We start from the raw sequence: 18,344 nt of genomic DNA, 5'->3' as shown, positions 1-18,344 counted from the left end.
CTCTCTTTTTTTGAAGAAATTAGACAATTTCTTTGCGATAATGACTGGGAGATATCCCTTTCACTTTTTTGAACATTTTCGAGAAGAGAAGAGGGTCGTTATAGCCGACGGAGTGGGAAATATCAGATACCGAAAGCTGTTGATTGTTCATGAGATCACAAGCTTTATCCATTCGATAATGCAATAAGTAGGTTTGTGGTGATTGATTTACAACTTCCTTAAATAAGGCGGATAAGTATATGCGGTCTATGCCAATGAGTTTGGCCAGCTCAGTAATGCTTATTTTGGTGTAGTAATTCATTTTGATATAATCGATCGCTTTGCGAACATAAACATCCTTTGCTTTAGGCAAATAACCGATTTGATTAGGGGCAGTCAACATATCGATCCAATCCGAAATAAGGCGATAGAGCAGGCTATGCACGACAAGACCGCTGTTTTTCTCAAGTTCCCCAGCATCATTAAACTGTTCTAACCAAGGCTCAAACCAATTTGCTGGAGCGTACGAGAAAGAAGGGGCCGTTTTGCTTAAGTGGACCTGTTCAAGTAAACCGTCAACACATGTTCCTTGAAAAGCAATCCACGAATAGACCCACGGATCTTGAAGATCCGCCTTCATATGGCATATCGTATTTGGAAATACCATAAAGCCTTGTCCTTTTTTTAAGGCATATGTTTTTCTGTTAATCTGGTAGGTGCCTTTACCTTCATGAATAAATAAAATTTTGTAATGATCCTTAACGCCGGGTCCCCAGCTATAGCCAGCTTCGCAGAACTGCTTCCCGTGATAATAATAGACCAGATCATAATGCTCGCACATTCATTGTCACTTCCTTGATTGTAGGTCTCTAACATATTACATTATGACATATATGACTTGCATGTGGACATTCCTTATTGCAGCAGCATTAAGCTATACTTTAAAAGCAATAACGATAGTAAGTAATCATTATATCATGTTTCAAACAACGAAATCATTCTAAAAACAAAGGGGAATATGATAAATGCCTTATGCTGCTGATTCATCACGTTATTCCGATATGTTGTATAAACGCGCAGGCAAAAGTGGAATTAAGCTTCCTGCGATATCCCTTGGTCTATGGCAAAATTTCGGCGGCAATCAACCGCTTGAAAACTCACGTGCAATGCTTTTAAAAGCGTTCGATCTCGGCATTAATCATTTTGACCTAGCAAACAACTATGGACCGCCTGCCGGTTCTGCTGAAGAAACGTTCGGAGCAGTATATAAGAAGGATTTGGCTCCCTATCGCGATGAGCTTCTAATTTCTACAAAAGCGGGCTATTACATGTGGGAAGGTCCATACGGCGAATGGGGCTCACGTAAAAATTTGCTGTCCAGCTTGGATCGCAGCTTAACGAGAATGGGACTTGATTATGTCGATATATTTTATTCCCATCGTCCTGATCCAGAAACGCCGCTTGAGGAAACAATGGGCGCGTTAGATCATGCGGTAAGACAGGGTAAAGCTTTGTATGTTGGTTTATCCAACTACAGTGCGGAGCAGACAAGCGCTGCTGTGAAAATTTTGAAACAGCTAGGGACGCCTTGCCTGATTCATCAGCCGAATTACTCCATGCTGAACCGTTGGATTGAAGACGGTTTGCAGGATGTACTTTCTGAGAATGGCATAGGCTCGATCGCTTATTGCCCGCTTGGAAGAGGACAACTGACGAATAAGTATGTCGATAAAATCGAAGCGGAATCGAGTGCAGCTTCCAGCGCGATGAAACCAGAAGCAATCACGGCAGAGCGGGTTCAAAAATTCCGCAGCCTAGAGCAGCTAGCGGCAAGAAGGGGACAAACCTTATCCCAATTGGCATTAACATGGGCTCTGCGTGAAGGTGGAGTTACCTCAGCATTGATCGGTGTCAGCCGCGTAAGCCAGATTGAAGAGAATGTAAAGGCACTGGAAAGTGCTCCGCTGTCTGCTGAAGAATTAGCCCAGATCGACGCTATTATGCACAATATTGGAGATATTCCATGGTAATACCAAGCCCAGGCGCATACGCCTGGGTTTTTCTTTGTTTTAAACACTGTAAATGACCCCAAAAGCAGGAAATGATACGTGTTTTGTGGAAATAAACGAATGAAATCAAACCTAACGAGTGAGGGAAACTATGACCCATCTTACTGAAGCTTTCATCGATGCAATGGCGCCCAATGCGGGAGCAATCAAAAACGGTAACGATCTCGTACGCAAAAACAGCTTCCAGAAGTTATGCCGTACGGAAGACGGATTGTTGTTATTTGGGGAATGTAAGGGCAGCGGCAAAGAGCCCTACAGCTGCTCCGTTGACTTCGTAAAAGCCGAACAACCTGTATTTCGCTGCTCCTGTCCAAGCCGTCAATTTCCATGCAAACATATATTAGGACTTCTGTATGCATATGCCGGAGGAAAGGCTTTTTCAACGGAAGAGATACCTGCGGATATTGCAGATAAGCGCGAGAAAGCGGACAAGCGTGATGAGAAAAAGAAGGAAGCTGCCTCGATTCCAGCAGGTACAGAGACTAAACGCAAGGTTAACAAAAACGCTCTTATCAAGAAACTCGCTTCGCAGCTTGAAGGGGTCGAGCTCGTTCACAAGCTTGTGCAGCAAATCGTACAAAGCGGTTTAGCTTCGTTGGATAAACGCTCTCTTCACATGTATGAGGAGCAAGCAAAACAGCTTGGCAATCACTTTGTACCCGGGCTCCAAGCTGCATTTCGAGAGATATTGGTTTTAGTAGGCTCAAGTGATAATCCGGAGACGATTTACTCCGAGGTTTGTGAACAGCTTGCTGCTATGCATGCTGTAATTAAGCGCAGCCGGGATTATTTGAAGGCGCGAATGGAAGATTCAAGCATTCCAATGGATATTTCAAGCCCTCTTGAAGAAAAAATTGGCCATGCATGGCAGTTAGCTGAGCTGCGTGAGCATGGACTTCTCCGTGAAGCAGCTGAGCTTGTACAGCTATCTTTCCGCTCCTATTCCGACGAAGCACGCGGTGAACATGTGGATGAGGGGTATTGGTTGCAGCTTCAAGATGGAGAAATCGTCGTCACACGCAGCTATCGGCCTTTCCGAGCAGCCAAACATATGAAGGAAGAGGATAGCTGCTTTATGGTCGTCCAAACGAAGGAGTTATTCGCTTATCCAGGCGATTTGAATAAAAGGGTTCGCTGGGAAGAGATGACTATGCGTGAATTGATTCCAAGTGATCGCGTTGTTATACGTTCTTATGCAGAGCGATCCTATTCAGCGGCAGTAAAAACGGTGAAAAATCAGCTCAAAAATCCATTAGCAGACCGCAACCCGGTCATGCTGCTTCATGCTGCACAGGTGGCAAATTCGGAAGGCGGATTTGTTCTAGTTGATGAGCAAGGAGCAAGGCTTCCACTTGATGGAATCTCAAAGCTGAAACATCCTACATTGCCTTTACTCCGTAATTTAGATAAAGAGCTGCTTTCAAATGTGGCGGTACTTGTCATGTTCGAGGATCGTCTCGCAGAAGGAAAGCTGCTGGCACAACCTCTGGCTCTAATTACCGAACAAGAAATGATCCGCTTATTCTATTAATGGTTGACGAAGGAGCAAAATATGAGTATTCCATTATTGCGAGATTTGTATGAAGACGTTCGCCGTTTAGTCATAGCAGGTGCGGGGATGGCGGCAGATGATGCGCGTTTGAAACGGTCGCTCCCACAGCTGCAGCAATTTGGTGAAAAGGCACCCATTTTCAAACGAATTGCAGAAGAAGTCGATAGTGTTACAAGGGCTGAGCCAGAGAATGCGGCTGACAAGCTGCTGGATTTAACGGTATTGCTGCAAGCGGTCTTGCATACACAAAGCTCTATTGAAGCGCCTGGTGAGCTGCTGCCCGTTGGAATAGAAGCAGCAAATAACAAAACGATCACGACGGTCCCTTATCGAAAACTTAAGCCGCTCATTGATTCGCTGACGCTTCGCGGTCCCAATCGGCTCGAAGCCATTAAACAAGGGGTTGAGGCAGGACTGTTCAACGATGTAAGAACATTCGCACCAGCCGTCAACGCTTTGAGAGACAGCTATTCTGAAATTGCTGAATATGTCGCAGATCATGTCATCCCGCTTCTTGGTTCAGCTGCCTTGCCAATACTGCATTCAGAATTTGATATGCAGGGAGGCAGCGGCGACGCGAGAATGCTAGTATGCCTTTATAAGCTGGCGAAGGACAAAAAAGAATTATGGCCAACTCTGCTGACAGCGCAGAAGGATGGAGGACTGCCGGTACGTATAGCTGCGATATCGCTTACGGCTGGTTTGCCTAGCTTCGAGGAACATTTGCTTGATCTATCGCATGACCGAAAAAAAGAGATTCGCAGCGCAGCTTTAATGGCATTGTCCCGCTTCGAATCTACACAAGTCGTTGACCGTTTGATGGAATCACTAAAGAAAAAAGATACAGACATCGCCATAGCTCCCATTCAAGCGTGTGAGCTTACTGCATTAACCGAGCAATTGTTGGTTTATGGTTTAGAGCTGGCTGAACATGTCGTTTCAGCTAAACAAGATACGGGCTTCCAAGAAAAGTTCAGCAGCGTCATCACTTGCTTTCAATCCAAAGCAGATGTTCAAACCGTTAGAGAATTTCTGATGCAAATGCTAGATAATGATCTCCTTTCTTTCAAAGAAATGGAACCATTGATGAGCCAAGCAGCTCAAATATTATTAGATTCCAAAAATGATGAGGCATTAGTGTTTCTTCATGAGCTTCGCAATCGCCGCGCCTATTTGATCGCGTATTCGTTCAAAGCCGCACGACAAGTATTAAGCCCTGCAGATGTTTTTGACAGGTATGAAGGCTATGTAGAAGAGAAAAAGAGTAAAGCTGCACGCGAGCTAATACAAGCCATATATGAACTTACTCCTCATACGGTTGTGCAAGCCGCATTTACGCAACATCAAAATCAGTGGAGCTGGGATGCGAGATGGACAGATCGCTTTATCACATTAAATGAGGAAGAGCTTGTATGCCGATTAGTGGAACGCCCTAATGAGAGGGCAATCCGCTATTTAGTCGACAAAGCGAAAGTAGCGCCACAACTGATGAAGCATCGATCAATTCATATTTTGTACACGTTATTCCGGCTCGGACATACTGATACGCCAGAGATGCTGATGTCATCACTGGAGCTTTCTACGCAAAAATCCTTTTATTATATGGACCGAGATTTGCAGCTATTAATTGCTATGCTTCCGGGGGAATTTGCGGATAGGCTTCAGCAAATCGCGGATAAGATGTCAAGCGAGTACTCTCGTGACCAATTAAAACAGCTAGCCGAACACATTGCCGCTAAGCCAGCGGAGCTTGAATCGAAACCAGAAGGAGCGGGATTTCTAGCATGGATCAAAAACAAACTATCTTAAGGTTGCCTGCAGAGCAGTTATATGCACATGAACTCGAAGCACTGAAGAAACATGACACTGGGGAGAAACCAGCAGGTTGGCAGCTGTCACCGCGGGCTGTATTAACTTTTATTACAGGTGGCCGTGCTGGCAAGGTAGATATTACGCCAAAATATATTGGTCACACAAGACTCGTTGAAATTGCGATTGCGACACTGCTTACCGACCGAGCCTTATTGCTTATAGGTGAGCCGGGAACAGCAAAGTCATGGCTCTCGGAAAATTTGACGGCGGCCATTCATGGCGATTCATCTAAGGTTATTCAAGGAACCGCTGGTACAAGTGAAGAACAGGTACGATACTCATGGAATTATGCAATGCTTCTTGCTAATGGTCCGTCCGAGGAAGCGCTTGTCAAAAGCCCGATCTATCGTGCGATGGAGGCAGGAGGCATTTCGCGGTTTGAAGAAATATCACGCTGCGCTTCAGAGGTACAGGATGCTTTAATTTCCATTTTATCGGAGAAGACGATTTCTGTACCTGAGCTAGGCAGAGACATTCCCGCTGCAAGAGGTTTCTCCATTATTGCAACCGCAAATACGCGTGACCGCGGTGTCAACGATATGTCCGCCGCTTTGAAGCGTCGTTTCAACATCGTTGTGCTGCCGGCACCATCAGATTTGGATACGGAAGTAGCCATTGTGCGCAAACGGGTAAGCGAGATTGCTTCCAATTATCGGCTTGGTGAGGCTGTTCCTGAGGAGGAAGCTGTACGCAAGGTTGTGACCATTTTCCGCGAGCTGCGCAGCGGGATGACACTAGACGGCAAAGAGAAGCTGAAGCAGCCAAGTGGTGCAATCTCAACTGCGGAAGCAATATCCTTGCTTATTAATAGTATGGCGCTGGCAAGCAGCTTTGGGGATGGGCAGGTTGCTGAAGAGGACCTTGCTGCCGGTCTGCTTGGAGCTGTCGTTAAGGATGAAGCAAAAGATGATGCGGTGTGGAAGGAATATTTGGAAAATGTGATGAAAAAACGGGGAGCCGAGTGGCGAGGGCTATATCGTGCTTGCCGTGAGCTGAGTTCGTGAGTACGGCTGCCGTATCCAATTACGGCGTTCATTTATTCGGCGTACGGCATCTCTCACCGACCGGGGCATTTCATCTGCAAACTTTTCTTCAAGAAGTTAAGCCGCAGCTCGTACTCGTAGAAGGGCCATCGGATGCAACGGAGCTCATTAGCCAAATCACATTAAAGGGTGTAAAGCCGCCCATTGCCATATTAGCCTATACCGATCAATTGCCAATCCGTACGCTTGTTTTTCCGTTAGCGGAGTATTCCCCTGAGTATCAAGCATTTGTATGGGCAGCTAGAAATGGCGTTGAAGCCAGATTCATCGATTTGCCGTCCGATATATCGGTTAGCCTTCACTTGAAATTAAGTGCTGCTAGTGAAAAAGAAGATTATGCCGAAGGTGCCCGCTCGCATCGTGAACAAATCAATGATCGTTATGAGCAAGTGGCTATATCAGCGGGAGAATCCGATTACGAAACCTATTGGGAACGTTCGTTTGAACATAGCAGCGAGCCTAATACCTACCGCCATGCTATTCATGCTTTTTCAAGTGAGATGAGGCAGCTATCTGAGACGGATGAACGGATATATACACCGCTAGAGGCCGCTCACAATGAAATTCGCGAAGCTTACATGCGTGCACGAATTGCTGAGGCGATAGAAGGAGGCATTCCAGCTGAGCGAATTGTAGTTGTTACCGGAGCGTATCATGTTTCAGCACTCGAAGCGGAATTGGACGGCATGACTGAGCAAGAAGCAGCAGCATTGCCTAAGATACCGACCAAGCTGACGCTTATGCCCTATTCGTATTATAAGTTATCCAGTCATTCAGGCTATGGAGCGGGTAACGCGGCACCGTCCTATTTTGAGCTTGCTTGGCAATGTTTAGTCAGTGGTGACCTTGGAAAATTGTCTTCCGCTTATCTAGCAACGATTGCAGGTTATATGCGGCAGAGCGGTAATTTCCGTTCCGCAGCTTCCGTTATCGAAGCAGTAAGATTAGCTGAATCACTGGCTTCCCTGCACGGAGGAAGATTGCCGACGCTGCGTGATCTTCAAGATGCCGCCATTACTTGTCTTGGATATGGCGAGCTTTCGATTGTAGCAGATGCGCTTGCAAGAACGAATATTGGTACCGCTATTGGTGCTTTGCCCGACGGAATCAGCCAAACTCCTATTCAAGAGGATCTTAATCGAAACTTGAAATCGTTAAAGCTGGAAAAATATAAAACGACGGTAGCAACTGACCTTGAGCTGGATCTTCGGGAGAACAGAAGAGTGAAATCCGAGGATGCTGCTTTTCTTGATTTAAGAAGATCTTTTTTTCTTGAGCGACTTCAGCTCCTATCGATTAGCTTTGCTAAGAAACGAGCAGTCAAGCAGGACGGCGCAACATGGGCAGAACACTGGGTGCTCTGCTGGACGCCAGAAGCCGAGATTGAGATCGTTGAGTCCATCATGAAAGGGGAGACGATCGAACTAGCAGCTGCTTTCTCTATTAAGGAGTCTTTAGCGCAGAGCACTAACCTATTAGTCGCTGCGTCGCTCGTTAAGGCAGCATGGCAATGCGGGCTGCCCGCATCTATGGAAGATGCGCGTCGCACACTACAAGAGTTGGCAGTAGAAGCTGGTGACTATACTCAAATCGCAGGGACACTTCGTGAATTGTCTATTCTCGTACAATTTGGCGATGTTCGAAAAATGAATACGGATGTGTTAGTACCTCTTCTTCAACAGCTTTTTTTAAGAGGTACGCTGCTCCTTGTTGATTCGTCGATTTGCAGTGACGATGCCGCGGCAAATATGGCTTCAGCAATCATCGATATGCATACTGTATCACAGCAGCATTTTGAGGTGGTGGATGACGAGCGATGGGTACAGCAACTAGAGGAGCTTGCTTATCGCGATGATCGGAATGCTAAACTGTCAGGTCTAGCATTTGCTTTGCTGCTTGAGCGCAACCTAATCGATCATGAACGGTTAGCACGAGAGGTGTCGAGACGATTATCCCCGGGGATACCTGCTGATATCGGAGCTGGCTGGTTTGAAGGCATGTCTCTCCGCAATCGTTATGTGCTGCTGTCTCGGAGGCAGTTATGGGAACAGCTCGACCTTTATACAAGATCGCTTGATGATGAGCAGTTCAGACGATCGCTTGTTTTTCTTAGAAGAGCTTTTTCATCCTTCGAAGCTAGAGAAAAAAACGCGATTGCGCAATTATTAGGTGATGTATGGGATTTTGGATCCTTAGAGGCGGCCGATGTATTGCAGCGCCCACTGAGCAGTGAGGAGCAACAAAAAATAGATGAGCTCAATGAGTTCGACTTTGGAGACTTATAATATGAGCGATAATGAGCATTTCGAACAATTAAAGCGTTGGCGCCTCATTTTGGGAAATTCTGCAAACGACAAGCTATCTGACATGGCGAATGGTCAGGAGTTGCTCGATAGTGAGCTGAGCTTGATGGATCAAGCTCTTGCAGCCATTTATGATGAAACAACTGAGATTATGACGGACAAACCCAAAAACAGCGGTGGTCGTTCAGCTGGTCTTGGCGCATCATCGCCCAAATTAACCAAATGGCTAGGTGACGTTCGCAGCTTCTTTCCATCTGATATTGTATCGGTCATTCAAGCGGATGCCATTGAGCGGAAGGGCTTGACACAACTGTTGTTCGAGCCGGAGACGCTAAGTCAGGTGAAGCCTGATATTCGGATGGTTGCGACACTCATCGCGTTAAAAGGCCGTATCCCTGAGAAAACAAAAGAAACAGCAAGATTACTCGTTCGCGAGGTCGTCGATGAAATTTTAGCTCGCTTGGAGCATGAAATTCGGCGAGCCGTTACAGGCGCTTTGAACCGAAGAAAACATTCACCGTTGCCTTCGATGACAGGGCTGGATTGGAAAACGACAATCCGCAGAAATTTGAAGCATTATGATTTGGATAGCCAAAAGCTTATTCCAGAACGGTTTTATTTTTTTGAACGCGCTCGGCGGAGTAAGGAATGGACCGTTATCCTCGATATCGATCAGAGCGGTTCGATGGCGGATTCGGTCATTTATGCTTCTATTATTGGTTCTATTTTTGCGAGCTTGCCTGCCTTGGATACACATGTTGTCACCTTCGATACTGAAGTTGCTGATTTAAGCGAGCAATGTGCCAATGATCCAGTCGATATGTTGTTTGGCATTCAGCTCGGCGGCGGCACAGACATTAACAAATCAGTTCAATATTGCGAGCAGTTTATTAGCGACCCCAAGAAAACATTGTTTATTCTAATTTCAGATCTCTATGAAGGCGGCAACCAAGCAGCACTTATTAGGCGGATGGAAAATATGCGGCAATCCGGCGTTAGCGTAATTTGCTTGTTAGCCTTGTCGGATAGCGGAGTTCCTTCTTATGACGCTGCGCTTGCAAAAAAGCTGTCCACATTTGGCATTCCATGCTTCGGCTGTACGCCGGACCGGCTTCCAGAGCTGATTGCAGGCGCGCTGCAAGGGCGAGATTTGCAGGAGCTTGCTAGCGCAATTGATCCAGCGGGTAAATAAACCTTATAAACAGTTTATGGAATCTTAAGCTTTAATTAAACTTTACTTACAAGCCTCTTAACGATTGATTGTTATCTTTAGTAATAGATAACAAGTCGATTTTGGGAGGTTTTTTTTTATGCAAACAAAACTATATGTCCTATACGGCGGCAAATCCGTCGAGCATGAGGTTTCATTAAAAACAGCATACACCGTTATTCAATCCATAGATGATTCTAAATTTGAAGTATTCCCCATTTACATTACGCGAGAAGGACTATGGTGTACGCCTGACAAGTTAAATCAAGAAGGACTTCAATTAACCGATCTTATAGCTTTGCCCAAGCATAGGAGTGAAGCCGAGTCCATCGGACAGGTTTTAATGAGTCAATTCGCATTGCCAGGAAAAAAAGTTGTCTTGCCGCTGCTGCATGGCTCATATGGAGAGGATGGAACCGTACAAGGGCTGCTGGAATTGCTTAATGTTCCTTATGTTGGGAATGGTGTATTATCCTCAGCGCTTACACTGGACAAAGCCATCTCAAAGCAGCTGTTAGAGCAAGCAGGCATTCATCAGGTCGACTACCGTGTTTATCGATATGATCAATGGCTCGAAGATCATTCAAAGGTACTTCAAATGGCAGAGGAGACCATTGGTTATCCTTGTTATGTGAAGCCAGCCTCACTTGGATCAAGCATCGGCATCAGCAGATRCCACGACAAACAAGAGCTGGTTGCTGGCATTACCGAAGCATTTAAGTATGACAACAAAATTGTGCTTGAGCGTGAAGTGATCGGCAGAGAGATTCAAGTGGCTGTTATGGGTAATGAGAAGCCGCTTGCCTCACTGCCAGGCGAATTCATCCATGACCATGTCTTCTTCGATTTCGAGTCCAAATACATGGATAAGCAGCTAAAGATGTCGATTCCAGCGCATCTATCCGAAGAAATTACGTCGCAAATTAGGCAGCTAGCCATCAAAGCATACCATACTCATAACTGCTCGGGTCTTGCACGGGTAGACTTTTTCTTAGATGGCAAGGGACAGTTGTATTTGAATGAAATCAATGCACTGCCTGGCTTTACGAATTACAGCATGTATCCGGTCATGTGGGAGCGGACGAATGGAACTCGATATTCGGAGCTTGTCGAGAAATTAATTGATTATGCTATCATGCGTCATGCTGAAAAACAATCGATTCAGTACACGAGGTGACCGATATGCTTAGAGATACTTGGGCAGACATTCATTTGAATCATATTCAAGACAATCTAATACAGATTCGCGAAACGCTGCCAAACGATGTCAAGCTGATGGCTGTTGTGAAAGCAAATGGCTACGGACATGGCGATCTTGAATCTGCGCATATGGCTGAACAAGCAGGCGCTGATGTTCTGGCTGTTGCTTATTTAGAGGAAGCGCTCCGCCTTAGATCCTATGGCATGAAGCTGCCTATCCTTATTTTGACACCAATAGACGCTGAATATGTACACTTAGCCATCGAGAGTGATTTGATGTTAACCGTTACAAATGCCACATGGTTTAAGAAAATGAGAAAATACAAACCCACTGCATCTGCCAAGAAGCTTCTTATCCATGTGAAAGTGGATACGGGGCTCGGGAGAATTGGTATTCAGTCAAAAGAAGAGTGGGACAAGCTTGTGCCATGGCTAAAAGCGCCAGATATCGAAGTGGATGGATTTTACACTCATTTTGCGACTGCAGGCAAAGCAGATACGACATTTCTTGACCTGCAAACAAGCCGCTTTATGGAGATGATGGAATGGAGTAAAAAGTCCGGTCTCCATATTCGTCATTATCATTGTGCGGGAAGTGCAGCTGCACTCCGATTTCCTAATCTTGCAATGGATATGGTACGCATTGGGGCGGCGATGTACGGCTTTTATCCAGAAAAGCTTGTGCAATCTGTGAAGCTCAAGCCTGTTTTGAGCTTGCACAGCAAGCTCATACAAGTAAAGAAGCTTCACAAAGATGAGTACCTAGGATACGACAATTCCTATCAGGCAGAAGAAGAGCAATGGATTGGCACAGTTCCGATTGGATATGCAGATGGCTGGTCACAAAGCATGCAAAATTCCGAGGTGCTGGTTAATGGACAACGGGCAAAAGTCGTCGGAAAAATATGTATGGATCAGCTCATGGTAAAGCTGCCAGGACCTTGTGCGGAAGGAACACAGGTGACTTTAATCGGACGACAGGGAGCAGAAGAGATCACATTTGCAGAGCTAGCCGCCCATATTGGGAGCGTAGCACAGGAAATATCAACGTCGCTAACAGCTAGAGTAACAAGGAAATACAAGGACGTAGAGGAGGCTTGGACGAATTGGGGCAACCGAACCAAATTGAAACCATTCAAGAAAGCGGTTATGTAAAGCATACAGCTGTTCAAGTTAGTCGTGCAGAAATGTATGAAGGTCATCTGGTATTGGTTAATCAAGCCAACCCTATAAAACAGTCCATTTCATTGGACAAGCTGATCCCGCTTCATACTAATCCTGACATAAGATTGCTGGAGGAAGGTTTGTTACTAGAGAAAACATGCTTGCAGCATTTCAATATACTTCTAAATGAATCTCAAGCCATGAATGATATTATTGCAGTTAGCGCTTATCGCTCGAGAGAGGAGCAGGAGCAAATCTATGAAACCTCTCTAGTGGAAAATGGTGACGATTATACCGCTTGTTATGTGGCTTTGCCTGGTCATAGCGAGCACCAAACGGGACTTGCCATCGATGTTGGGAAAATAGATGAGCATGTCGACTTTATTGCGCCATCTTTTCCAGATAGCGGCATCTACATGGCATTCAAGCAGCTTGCTGCAAAAAATGGCTTTATTCAGCGGTACAAATCAGGAAAAGAGGCTATTACAAATATCTCTTGTGAGCCATGGCATTTTCGTTATGTCGGTTATCCTCATGCCGAAATTATGGAGCAGCATGATTTTTGCTTGGAGGAGTACATCGATTTTGTCCGAAAATTTACTTATGGCGGGAATTATCTCACCGTAGAAACAGATAGCATGCTCGTGCAAATTTATTATGTGCCGGCAGAGGATGGACCTTCCACGACTGTTCCCATCCTAAATGGTGATCTATATCGAATATCAGGAAATAATAAGGATGGTTTTATCGTTACGGCTTTTACTGGAAAAGGGCAAAGATCACATGGTCTCTAAACCCAATTATAGTGGGCTCGACTGGCTTAAATTTATAGCGGCCCTATTCGTTATTGCCAATCACACCAGTCCGCTGCTCTCGTATAACGAATATTTTGACTTTCTATTCAGCGGAATCATCTCGCGATTAGCGGTGCCTATATTTTTTATGTCAACGGGCTTCTTTTTCTTCCGAAAGCTGACAGGAGATAAAGTTAAAGATCAAAAAGCGTTGTTCAAGTATTTAAAGAAAATCGGAATCTTATATCTGATTGCTGTCTTATTGTACATTCCTTTGAATATGTACAAAGGTGATTTTTCTACTCATTTTACCTTTGGTTTCTTTATAAGAGATATAGTTTTTGACGGTACGTTTTATCATCTATGGTATCTGCCTGCGCTAATCATTGGACTTGTTCTTACGTATTATTTGCATCAGAAAATGTCGCTTTCCATGCTGCTCGTTGTTGGTTTGTTGCTCTATATAGTAGGACTCTTCGGAGATAGTTATTATGGAATTACGGAAAACATAGCTGTTCTTAAACATGTCTATGAATGGCTGTTTCAATTTTTTGATTATACACGCAATGGTTTATTCTATGCACCGATTTATCTCATATTAGGCATATGGGCAGCAAAACGTCCACAGCCTGCTAGAACGCCGATAAACTACGCGGGTTTGTTTCTGATTTCGTTAGCACTAATGATAGCCGAAGCATCCCTTCTGAAAGCAATACAATTTCCGCGGCATGACAGTATGTACGTATTTGCATGGCCAGCAACCTACTTCTTGTTCCACTGGGCGTTATCCTGGAAAGGCCGGTCTGGAAAAGCATTTAGGGAGTGGCGAGTATGGATTTATATATTGCATCCTATAGCTATCGTACTCGTTCGAGGAGCAGCTGAATTCGTGAAGCTGGAAGCTTTATTCATTACAAATAGCCTCATTCATTTTGTCGCTGTATGTCTTGCATCTATCGTTATGGCAGCACTCGCCGTACGAATATCCGTCATAAAATTTAAGTTACGACCATAGATATGATAATGGGAGATGTTCGTTAAGCAAATGAACGAGAGGAGAAGCCGCAGCGAAGGAGCATTACATGCAGCTGGGAGGGATTGCAATGAGTAACGAACTGCTCATTCAACTACTCGTGCTTATCGTAATGATCATCGATATGGCTAACCGATCCAAAGATTCGTAACGTTAAAAGGCAAAACATCGAAAGTGGTGTTTTGTCTTTTTTTTCGTGTTTGTATGAAAGGAGAGGAAAAGACAGCGCAGCAACGAATATGTTTAGATGTTGAGAAAATAAGAATCGTTCCCTTAAGCTTACGTTTTGAGAACGTAATAGATAGGAAGGAGCAACGCCGTGATTGAATGTCCTTGGTGCGGCAGCAGCGTTATACTCGAGCATAATTGTTGTCCGGAATGTAAACAAGAGGTTCTTGATGAGCATTTAGATCCCTTTGTTGATGAGCAAGAGAATGAGCTTGAAGAATCAGATCTCGAACTGGATGAGTATGATATAAACAACAGCATCGCGAATTCATTCAAATGCACAAAATGTAATCATAATGAGTGCGATATTAATGAATTGGCTATGACAGGTGCGGGATTAAGCAAGCTTCTAAACATTCAATATCAACATTATTTATTTGTTTCTTGCATGCAATGCGGATTCGTTGAAATATATGACCCTACGATATTAAGACGACGCAAGTGATGCTATTTCAAATTCAGCTTTAATGGAAACATACAAAGAATTTAGCTTGAAGGTAGGTTATAATCCATTCATGCTTAAAAGGTTAACAGGAGGATTTTCTAGTGAAATACGAAGTTATTTTGTTTGATGCGGACGATACCTTATTTGATTATTCTTTAGCAGAGGCGCATGCCCTTAAAAGTGTTTTCTTGGAGTTTCAAGTCGACCTTCTACAATCACATATTGAACTCTATCGCTCAGTTAATCAGCAGCTTTGGAATGATTTTGAAAAGGGTGAGATTACTCTTGATTTTTTGCGGCATGAGCGATTTAGAAAACTGTTTGCAGAAGTTAAAGTCGAGCTTGATGCTGTGCATTTTAGCGAGCGTTACGTTCATTACTTGGGAGAGGGCTCTTTCTTAATCGAGGGCTCGGATGTTCTTATTCAGCAGGTTCTTCATAATGGGCATCGCATTGCAATCATCACAAATGGGATTAAACAGACACAGCATAGTCGAATTGGCAGGTCTGCTTTAGCTCATTCGTTCGAGCATATTATCGTTTCTGAGGACACTGGTTTTTCGAAGCCGCAAACGGGAATTTTTGATTTTGCATTCGAGAAGCTGAATCTGATCAATAAATCAAAGGTGCTTATGGTCGGAGATTCATTAACATCTGATATCCAGGGCGGCCTCAATTATGGCATCGATACTTGCTGGTACAATCCGAAGCGAAAGCCTAATCGTACAAGCATTATTCCAACGTATGAAATTCATCATTTAAACGAGCTGCTGCAACTACTATAAAAAAGCTGTTATTGTATAAAATTGGATCAATCATTCATTCGTAATGTTTCCCTGCATCGGGAAACTTTCCTTCTGGCGGCATCCAAGAGCTTTGGAAAATGTTTTTTTCATTAACTACTGAATAGGTATAAGTCCAACCCTTTTCGTTTATAAAATTAACGTTTAAGTGATAAGGGTTATATTGTCTACCTACTTGTCGACTAATTTCCCACTTTTGATTAGGGTACCGTTCCTCTAAATATAGATTTAGCTGTTTTGTTTTATTTGAAACTTGATAATCAATCCAGTAGGGACGAATAACAAAAAGCAATAGCAAAAGTACAGTTAATGAACAAGACATACATAAACTCAGTTTTCTAACCTTCTTGGGTAAAAGTAATGCGATAACAAACATAATCATGACAAACACAATCGAAGCTGCAATTTCAAATATGGTTATTGGATGCAAAGAAATCCCCACCTCAAATTTTCATTTGTAGGATATTAGTTCTTCCATCATAGCCTATAAACAAGAACGATGCAGGCGACAGCCAGCATCGTTTTTTGTTTCTAATTAAGTTCCCAATCCTGCAGCAGCATAATGGCTGCCCCGGCGGTAACGGCATCCTCAGTCAGCTGTCCTTGCGAAAATTTCGGTTCATATTGCGGTGAATAATAAATGTTGCTCCGCGCAACTTGAATGACCGTTTCATAAATCGTTTTATCGACATTGACGAGCGGGCCACCTAAAATGACAGCCTCGGGATGCAAAATATTAATGAGATTGGCGATACCAATGCCGAGATAGGTAGCCGTTTGTAGAAATTGCTCCGTAATGAATGCATCTTTTTGCAAATACGCTTTCCGCAACGCGTCAAATTGAACTTCCTCTGGCGGAATACCCATTAACGTGCTTGATCGGCCAAGCTTCAGTTGTGAGCGTATTTTCTTCTCCAACGCTGGAATCGAAACAAGCGCTTCAAGCGCGCCATAATTTCCTTCGTCGCCAAGCCTTGGACCATCAGTCTGAATGATCATTTGACCGAACGAGCCTTCCATATCTACTGCGCCTCTAACGATTTGTCCGCCTGACATCATCGAGGTACGCAGACCAACTCCCGCATGAACATAAAGCATGTGTTCAACCTCTTCATTGCGCAGCGCCCAATGCTCGCCGATAATAGCTGTGTTCGCTCCATTATCGAGCAGGGCAGGCATGCCAAGCCGCTGTTCCAACCAGTCACAGATGGGAACATCAATCCAGCCTCGTGCAGGAAAATAACGGGGTTTTAGCATAACGCCATCTTCACGGCTCAAAGGACCAACGGCGCCTATCCCAATTCCAATCACTTTGTTGCGATCAATGTGAAAGTCACTCATCATACGTTCAGCAATTTGAGTGATTTTGCCCACAAGCGTTTCTGGCGTCATTCTTTCATCCATCTTCCATCGTTCAAACGCGAGCGGTTTTAAATTCAAATCATATAAACCGATAGAGGAGGAGAAGCGGGATATTTCTAGCCCAAAGACAGCACGATGATCTGGATTGACGCGATACAATATAGGCTTTCGCCCGCCTGTAGATCTTCCCAGCTCTGAAGCAAGAATTAGACCATCCGTTAGCAGTTCCTCCAGCAATCTCGACAAGCTCGTGGATGTTATCGTTAGTCGCGCCATTAAAGCAGCTTTGGAAACGAGTCCATCGCGAATGATCAGATCAAAAACTTGTTTTTTTATTGTAGGTACTTTTACATTCATATTTGAATCTCCATTTGTCCAAGTAATTATATCGGATATTAATCAATCTCTATTATATGCTCTAGGAATTTGCATGACTAGACAAAGTCTTAAAATATTTTATAAGTCATTTTAATTTTATGTACCATTCGTTTTGATCAGATGCTTATTCACAACCAAGCCGCAGTATATTTGTCAGTTTTCGACAAAATAATCGGTTGTCATAGCTGGGAATAAGTTCTATAATCTTGTTACAAAGCAGATTATCGATAATCGATAATCGGAAACGGAGAAGTGAATGTTATGTTTGAGAACATGTCAATTCCTTCGGTTAGCTCCATTAGCGATCAGGTTTACACAGCATTAAAGAAGGAAATTCTCTCAGGCGAGCTGCAGCCGGGAGCTCGGTTGCTGGTCCTCGAGATTGCAAAGAAATTCAACATCAGCCAAGCACCGGTTCGTGAAGCGCTGGAACGACTGAAATCAGCAGGATTTAGTACGAGCACCCCCAATAAAGGTTCAATTGTTTCATACATAACCGACAAGGAAATAAAAGATATTTTCGAGCTGAGAGAGATCATAGAAGGTTTTGCGGTACGGCAATCTATGAAGCAGCTAAACGAAAATGATTTTAACTATTTAGAAGATCTGATACGTCAAATGGATCTTGCTCATGAGCAAAACGATATTTTGAACATATTAGAGCTTGATATGGAGTTCCATGGCTTTTTTTATAGACGCTGCGATAACCATATGATTCTCGATCTTTGGAATCGGATGCGAATCAAAGTAATGCGGTTCATGGCTATTTCCAATCGTCATTACTCCACAGAAGAGCTGGCGGATTGGCATCTTCGACTCGTAGACGTTCTGCGCACTGGCGACGCTGCACTAGCAGAAGAAGCTTTTACTTTGCATATGCACTCTTACAAAATGATTCATCTCAATTAA

At 44.0% G+C, this 18,344-nt stretch carries 16 protein-coding genes; 13 read left to right on the top strand and 3 right to left on the bottom strand.

Going from position 1 to position 18,344, the window contains the following annotated elements; translation table 11 throughout:
- Positions 1 to 19: 19 nt before the first annotated feature.
- Positions 20 to 820 (bottom strand): AraC family transcriptional regulator, encoded by an 801-nt coding sequence (locus AB4Z50_RS22260; protein WP_441882298.1) that lies wholly within the window; start codon positions 818 to 820, stop codon positions 20 to 22.
- Positions 821 to 1,004: 184 nt separating this feature from the next.
- On the opposite strand from AB4Z50_RS22260, the gene AB4Z50_RS22255 reads away from it, so the two are divergent.
- From AB4Z50_RS22255 to AB4Z50_RS22200, 12 genes are all read left to right on the top strand, one after another.
- Complete coding sequence (locus AB4Z50_RS22255; protein WP_441882295.1) at positions 1,005 to 2,009, top strand: aldo/keto reductase; 1,005 nt, start codon at positions 1,005 to 1,007, stop codon at positions 2,007 to 2,009.
- 130 nt (positions 2,010 to 2,139) lie between these two features.
- A complete protein-coding gene (locus AB4Z50_RS22250; RefSeq protein WP_441882292.1) occupies positions 2,140 to 3,579 on the top strand; it encodes an SWIM zinc finger family protein in 1,440 nt (479 codons plus the stop codon).
- 21 nt (positions 3,580 to 3,600) lie between these two features.
- A complete protein-coding gene (locus AB4Z50_RS22245) occupies positions 3,601 to 5,409 on the top strand; it encodes a hypothetical protein (RefSeq protein ID WP_441882289.1) in 1,809 nt (602 codons plus the stop codon).
- Positions 5,385 to 6,476, top strand: coding sequence for an AAA family ATPase (locus tag AB4Z50_RS22240; protein WP_430059001.1), 1,092 nt, complete (start codon positions 5,385 to 5,387; stop codon positions 6,474 to 6,476). Before AB4Z50_RS22245 ends, AB4Z50_RS22240 begins: the two co-directional genes overlap by 25 nt.
- A complete protein-coding gene (locus tag AB4Z50_RS22235) occupies positions 6,473 to 8,800 on the top strand; it encodes a DUF5682 family protein (protein ID WP_441882285.1) in 2,328 nt (775 codons plus the stop codon). The genes AB4Z50_RS22240 and AB4Z50_RS22235 overlap by 4 nt, the downstream gene beginning before the upstream one ends.
- Position 8,801: 1 nt before the next feature.
- On the top strand, positions 8,802 to 10,010 hold the full coding sequence (locus AB4Z50_RS22230) for a VWA domain-containing protein (protein WP_441882282.1): 1,209 nt from the start codon (positions 8,802 to 8,804) through the stop codon (positions 10,008 to 10,010).
- 118 nt (positions 10,011 to 10,128) lie between these two features.
- Complete coding sequence (locus AB4Z50_RS22225; RefSeq protein ID WP_441882279.1) at positions 10,129 to 11,205, top strand: D-alanine--D-alanine ligase family protein; 1,077 nt, start codon at positions 10,129 to 10,131, stop codon at positions 11,203 to 11,205.
- Between the two features lie 5 nt (positions 11,206 to 11,210).
- Positions 11,211 to 12,383 (top strand): alanine racemase, encoded by a 1,173-nt coding sequence (alr, locus tag AB4Z50_RS22220; RefSeq protein WP_441882276.1) that lies wholly within the window; start codon positions 11,211 to 11,213, stop codon positions 12,381 to 12,383.
- Positions 12,335 to 13,186 carry a D-alanyl-D-alanine carboxypeptidase family protein gene (locus AB4Z50_RS22215; protein WP_441882273.1) on the top strand — a complete coding sequence of 284 codons (852 nt, stop codon included), beginning with the start codon at positions 12,335 to 12,337 and terminating at the stop codon, positions 13,184 to 13,186. Before alr ends, AB4Z50_RS22215 begins: the two co-directional genes overlap by 49 nt.
- Positions 13,131 to 14,201 (top strand): acyltransferase family protein, encoded by a 1,071-nt coding sequence (locus tag AB4Z50_RS22210; RefSeq protein WP_441882270.1) that lies wholly within the window; start codon positions 13,131 to 13,133, stop codon positions 14,199 to 14,201. Before AB4Z50_RS22215 ends, AB4Z50_RS22210 begins: the two co-directional genes overlap by 56 nt.
- Before the next feature lie 337 nt (positions 14,202 to 14,538).
- A complete protein-coding gene (locus AB4Z50_RS22205; RefSeq protein ID WP_441882267.1) occupies positions 14,539 to 14,892 on the top strand; it encodes a zinc ribbon domain-containing protein in 354 nt (117 codons plus the stop codon).
- 101 nt (positions 14,893 to 14,993) lie between these two features.
- Positions 14,994 to 15,677 carry a YjjG family noncanonical pyrimidine nucleotidase gene (locus AB4Z50_RS22200; RefSeq protein ID WP_441882264.1) on the top strand — a complete coding sequence of 228 codons (684 nt, stop codon included), beginning with the start codon at positions 14,994 to 14,996 and terminating at the stop codon, positions 15,675 to 15,677.
- A gap of 34 nt (positions 15,678 to 15,711) precedes the next feature.
- On the opposite strand, the gene AB4Z50_RS22195 is transcribed toward AB4Z50_RS22200, so the two are convergent.
- On the bottom strand, positions 15,712 to 16,125 hold the full coding sequence (locus AB4Z50_RS22195; RefSeq protein ID WP_441882261.1) for a hypothetical protein: 414 nt from the start codon (positions 16,123 to 16,125) through the stop codon (positions 15,712 to 15,714).
- A gap of 101 nt (positions 16,126 to 16,226) precedes the next feature.
- Complete coding sequence (locus AB4Z50_RS22190; RefSeq protein WP_076265903.1) at positions 16,227 to 17,414, bottom strand: ROK family protein; 1,188 nt, start codon at positions 17,412 to 17,414, stop codon at positions 16,227 to 16,229.
- 294 nt (positions 17,415 to 17,708) lie between these two features.
- On the opposite strand from AB4Z50_RS22190, the gene AB4Z50_RS22185 reads away from it, so the two are divergent.
- On the top strand, positions 17,709 to 18,344 hold the full coding sequence (locus AB4Z50_RS22185) for a GntR family transcriptional regulator (protein WP_441882258.1): 636 nt from the start codon (positions 17,709 to 17,711) through the stop codon (positions 18,342 to 18,344).

Source organism: Paenibacillus sp. 2TAB26 (genome assembly GCF_052115145.1).
In the GTDB taxonomy this organism is placed as follows: domain Bacteria; phylum Bacillota; class Bacilli; order Paenibacillales; family Paenibacillaceae; genus Pristimantibacillus.
The sequence above is the reverse complement of the archived record's forward strand: the minus strand, read 5'-3'. Positions and strand labels throughout refer to the sequence as shown.

Coding starts and splice junctions, on each gene's coding strand:
- AB4Z50_RS22230 (WP_441882282.1), top strand. CDS start 8,802: ATGAGCGATAATGAGCATTTCGAACAATTAAAGCGTTGGCGCCTCATT.
- AB4Z50_RS22210 (WP_441882270.1), top strand. CDS start 13,131: ATGGTTTTATCGTTACGGCTTTTACTGGAAAAGGGCAAAGATCACATG.
- alr (WP_441882276.1), top strand. CDS start 11,211: ATGCTTAGAGATACTTGGGCAGACATTCATTTGAATCATATTCAAGAC.
- AB4Z50_RS22255 (WP_441882295.1), top strand. CDS start 1,005: ATGCCTTATGCTGCTGATTCATCACGTTATTCCGATATGTTGTATAAA.
- AB4Z50_RS22190 (WP_076265903.1), bottom strand. CDS start 17,414: ATGAATGTAAAAGTACCTACAATAAAAAAACAAGTTTTTGATCTGATC.
- AB4Z50_RS22240 (WP_430059001.1), top strand. CDS start 5,385: ATGGATCAAAAACAAACTATCTTAAGGTTGCCTGCAGAGCAGTTATAT.
- AB4Z50_RS22245 (WP_441882289.1), top strand. CDS start 3,601: ATGAGTATTCCATTATTGCGAGATTTGTATGAAGACGTTCGCCGTTTA.
- AB4Z50_RS22260 (WP_441882298.1), bottom strand. CDS start 820: ATGTGCGAGCATTATGATCTGGTCTATTATTATCACGGGAAGCAGTTC.
- AB4Z50_RS22250 (WP_441882292.1), top strand. CDS start 2,140: ATGACCCATCTTACTGAAGCTTTCATCGATGCAATGGCGCCCAATGCG.
- AB4Z50_RS22185 (WP_441882258.1), top strand. CDS start 17,709: ATGTCAATTCCTTCGGTTAGCTCCATTAGCGATCAGGTTTACACAGCA.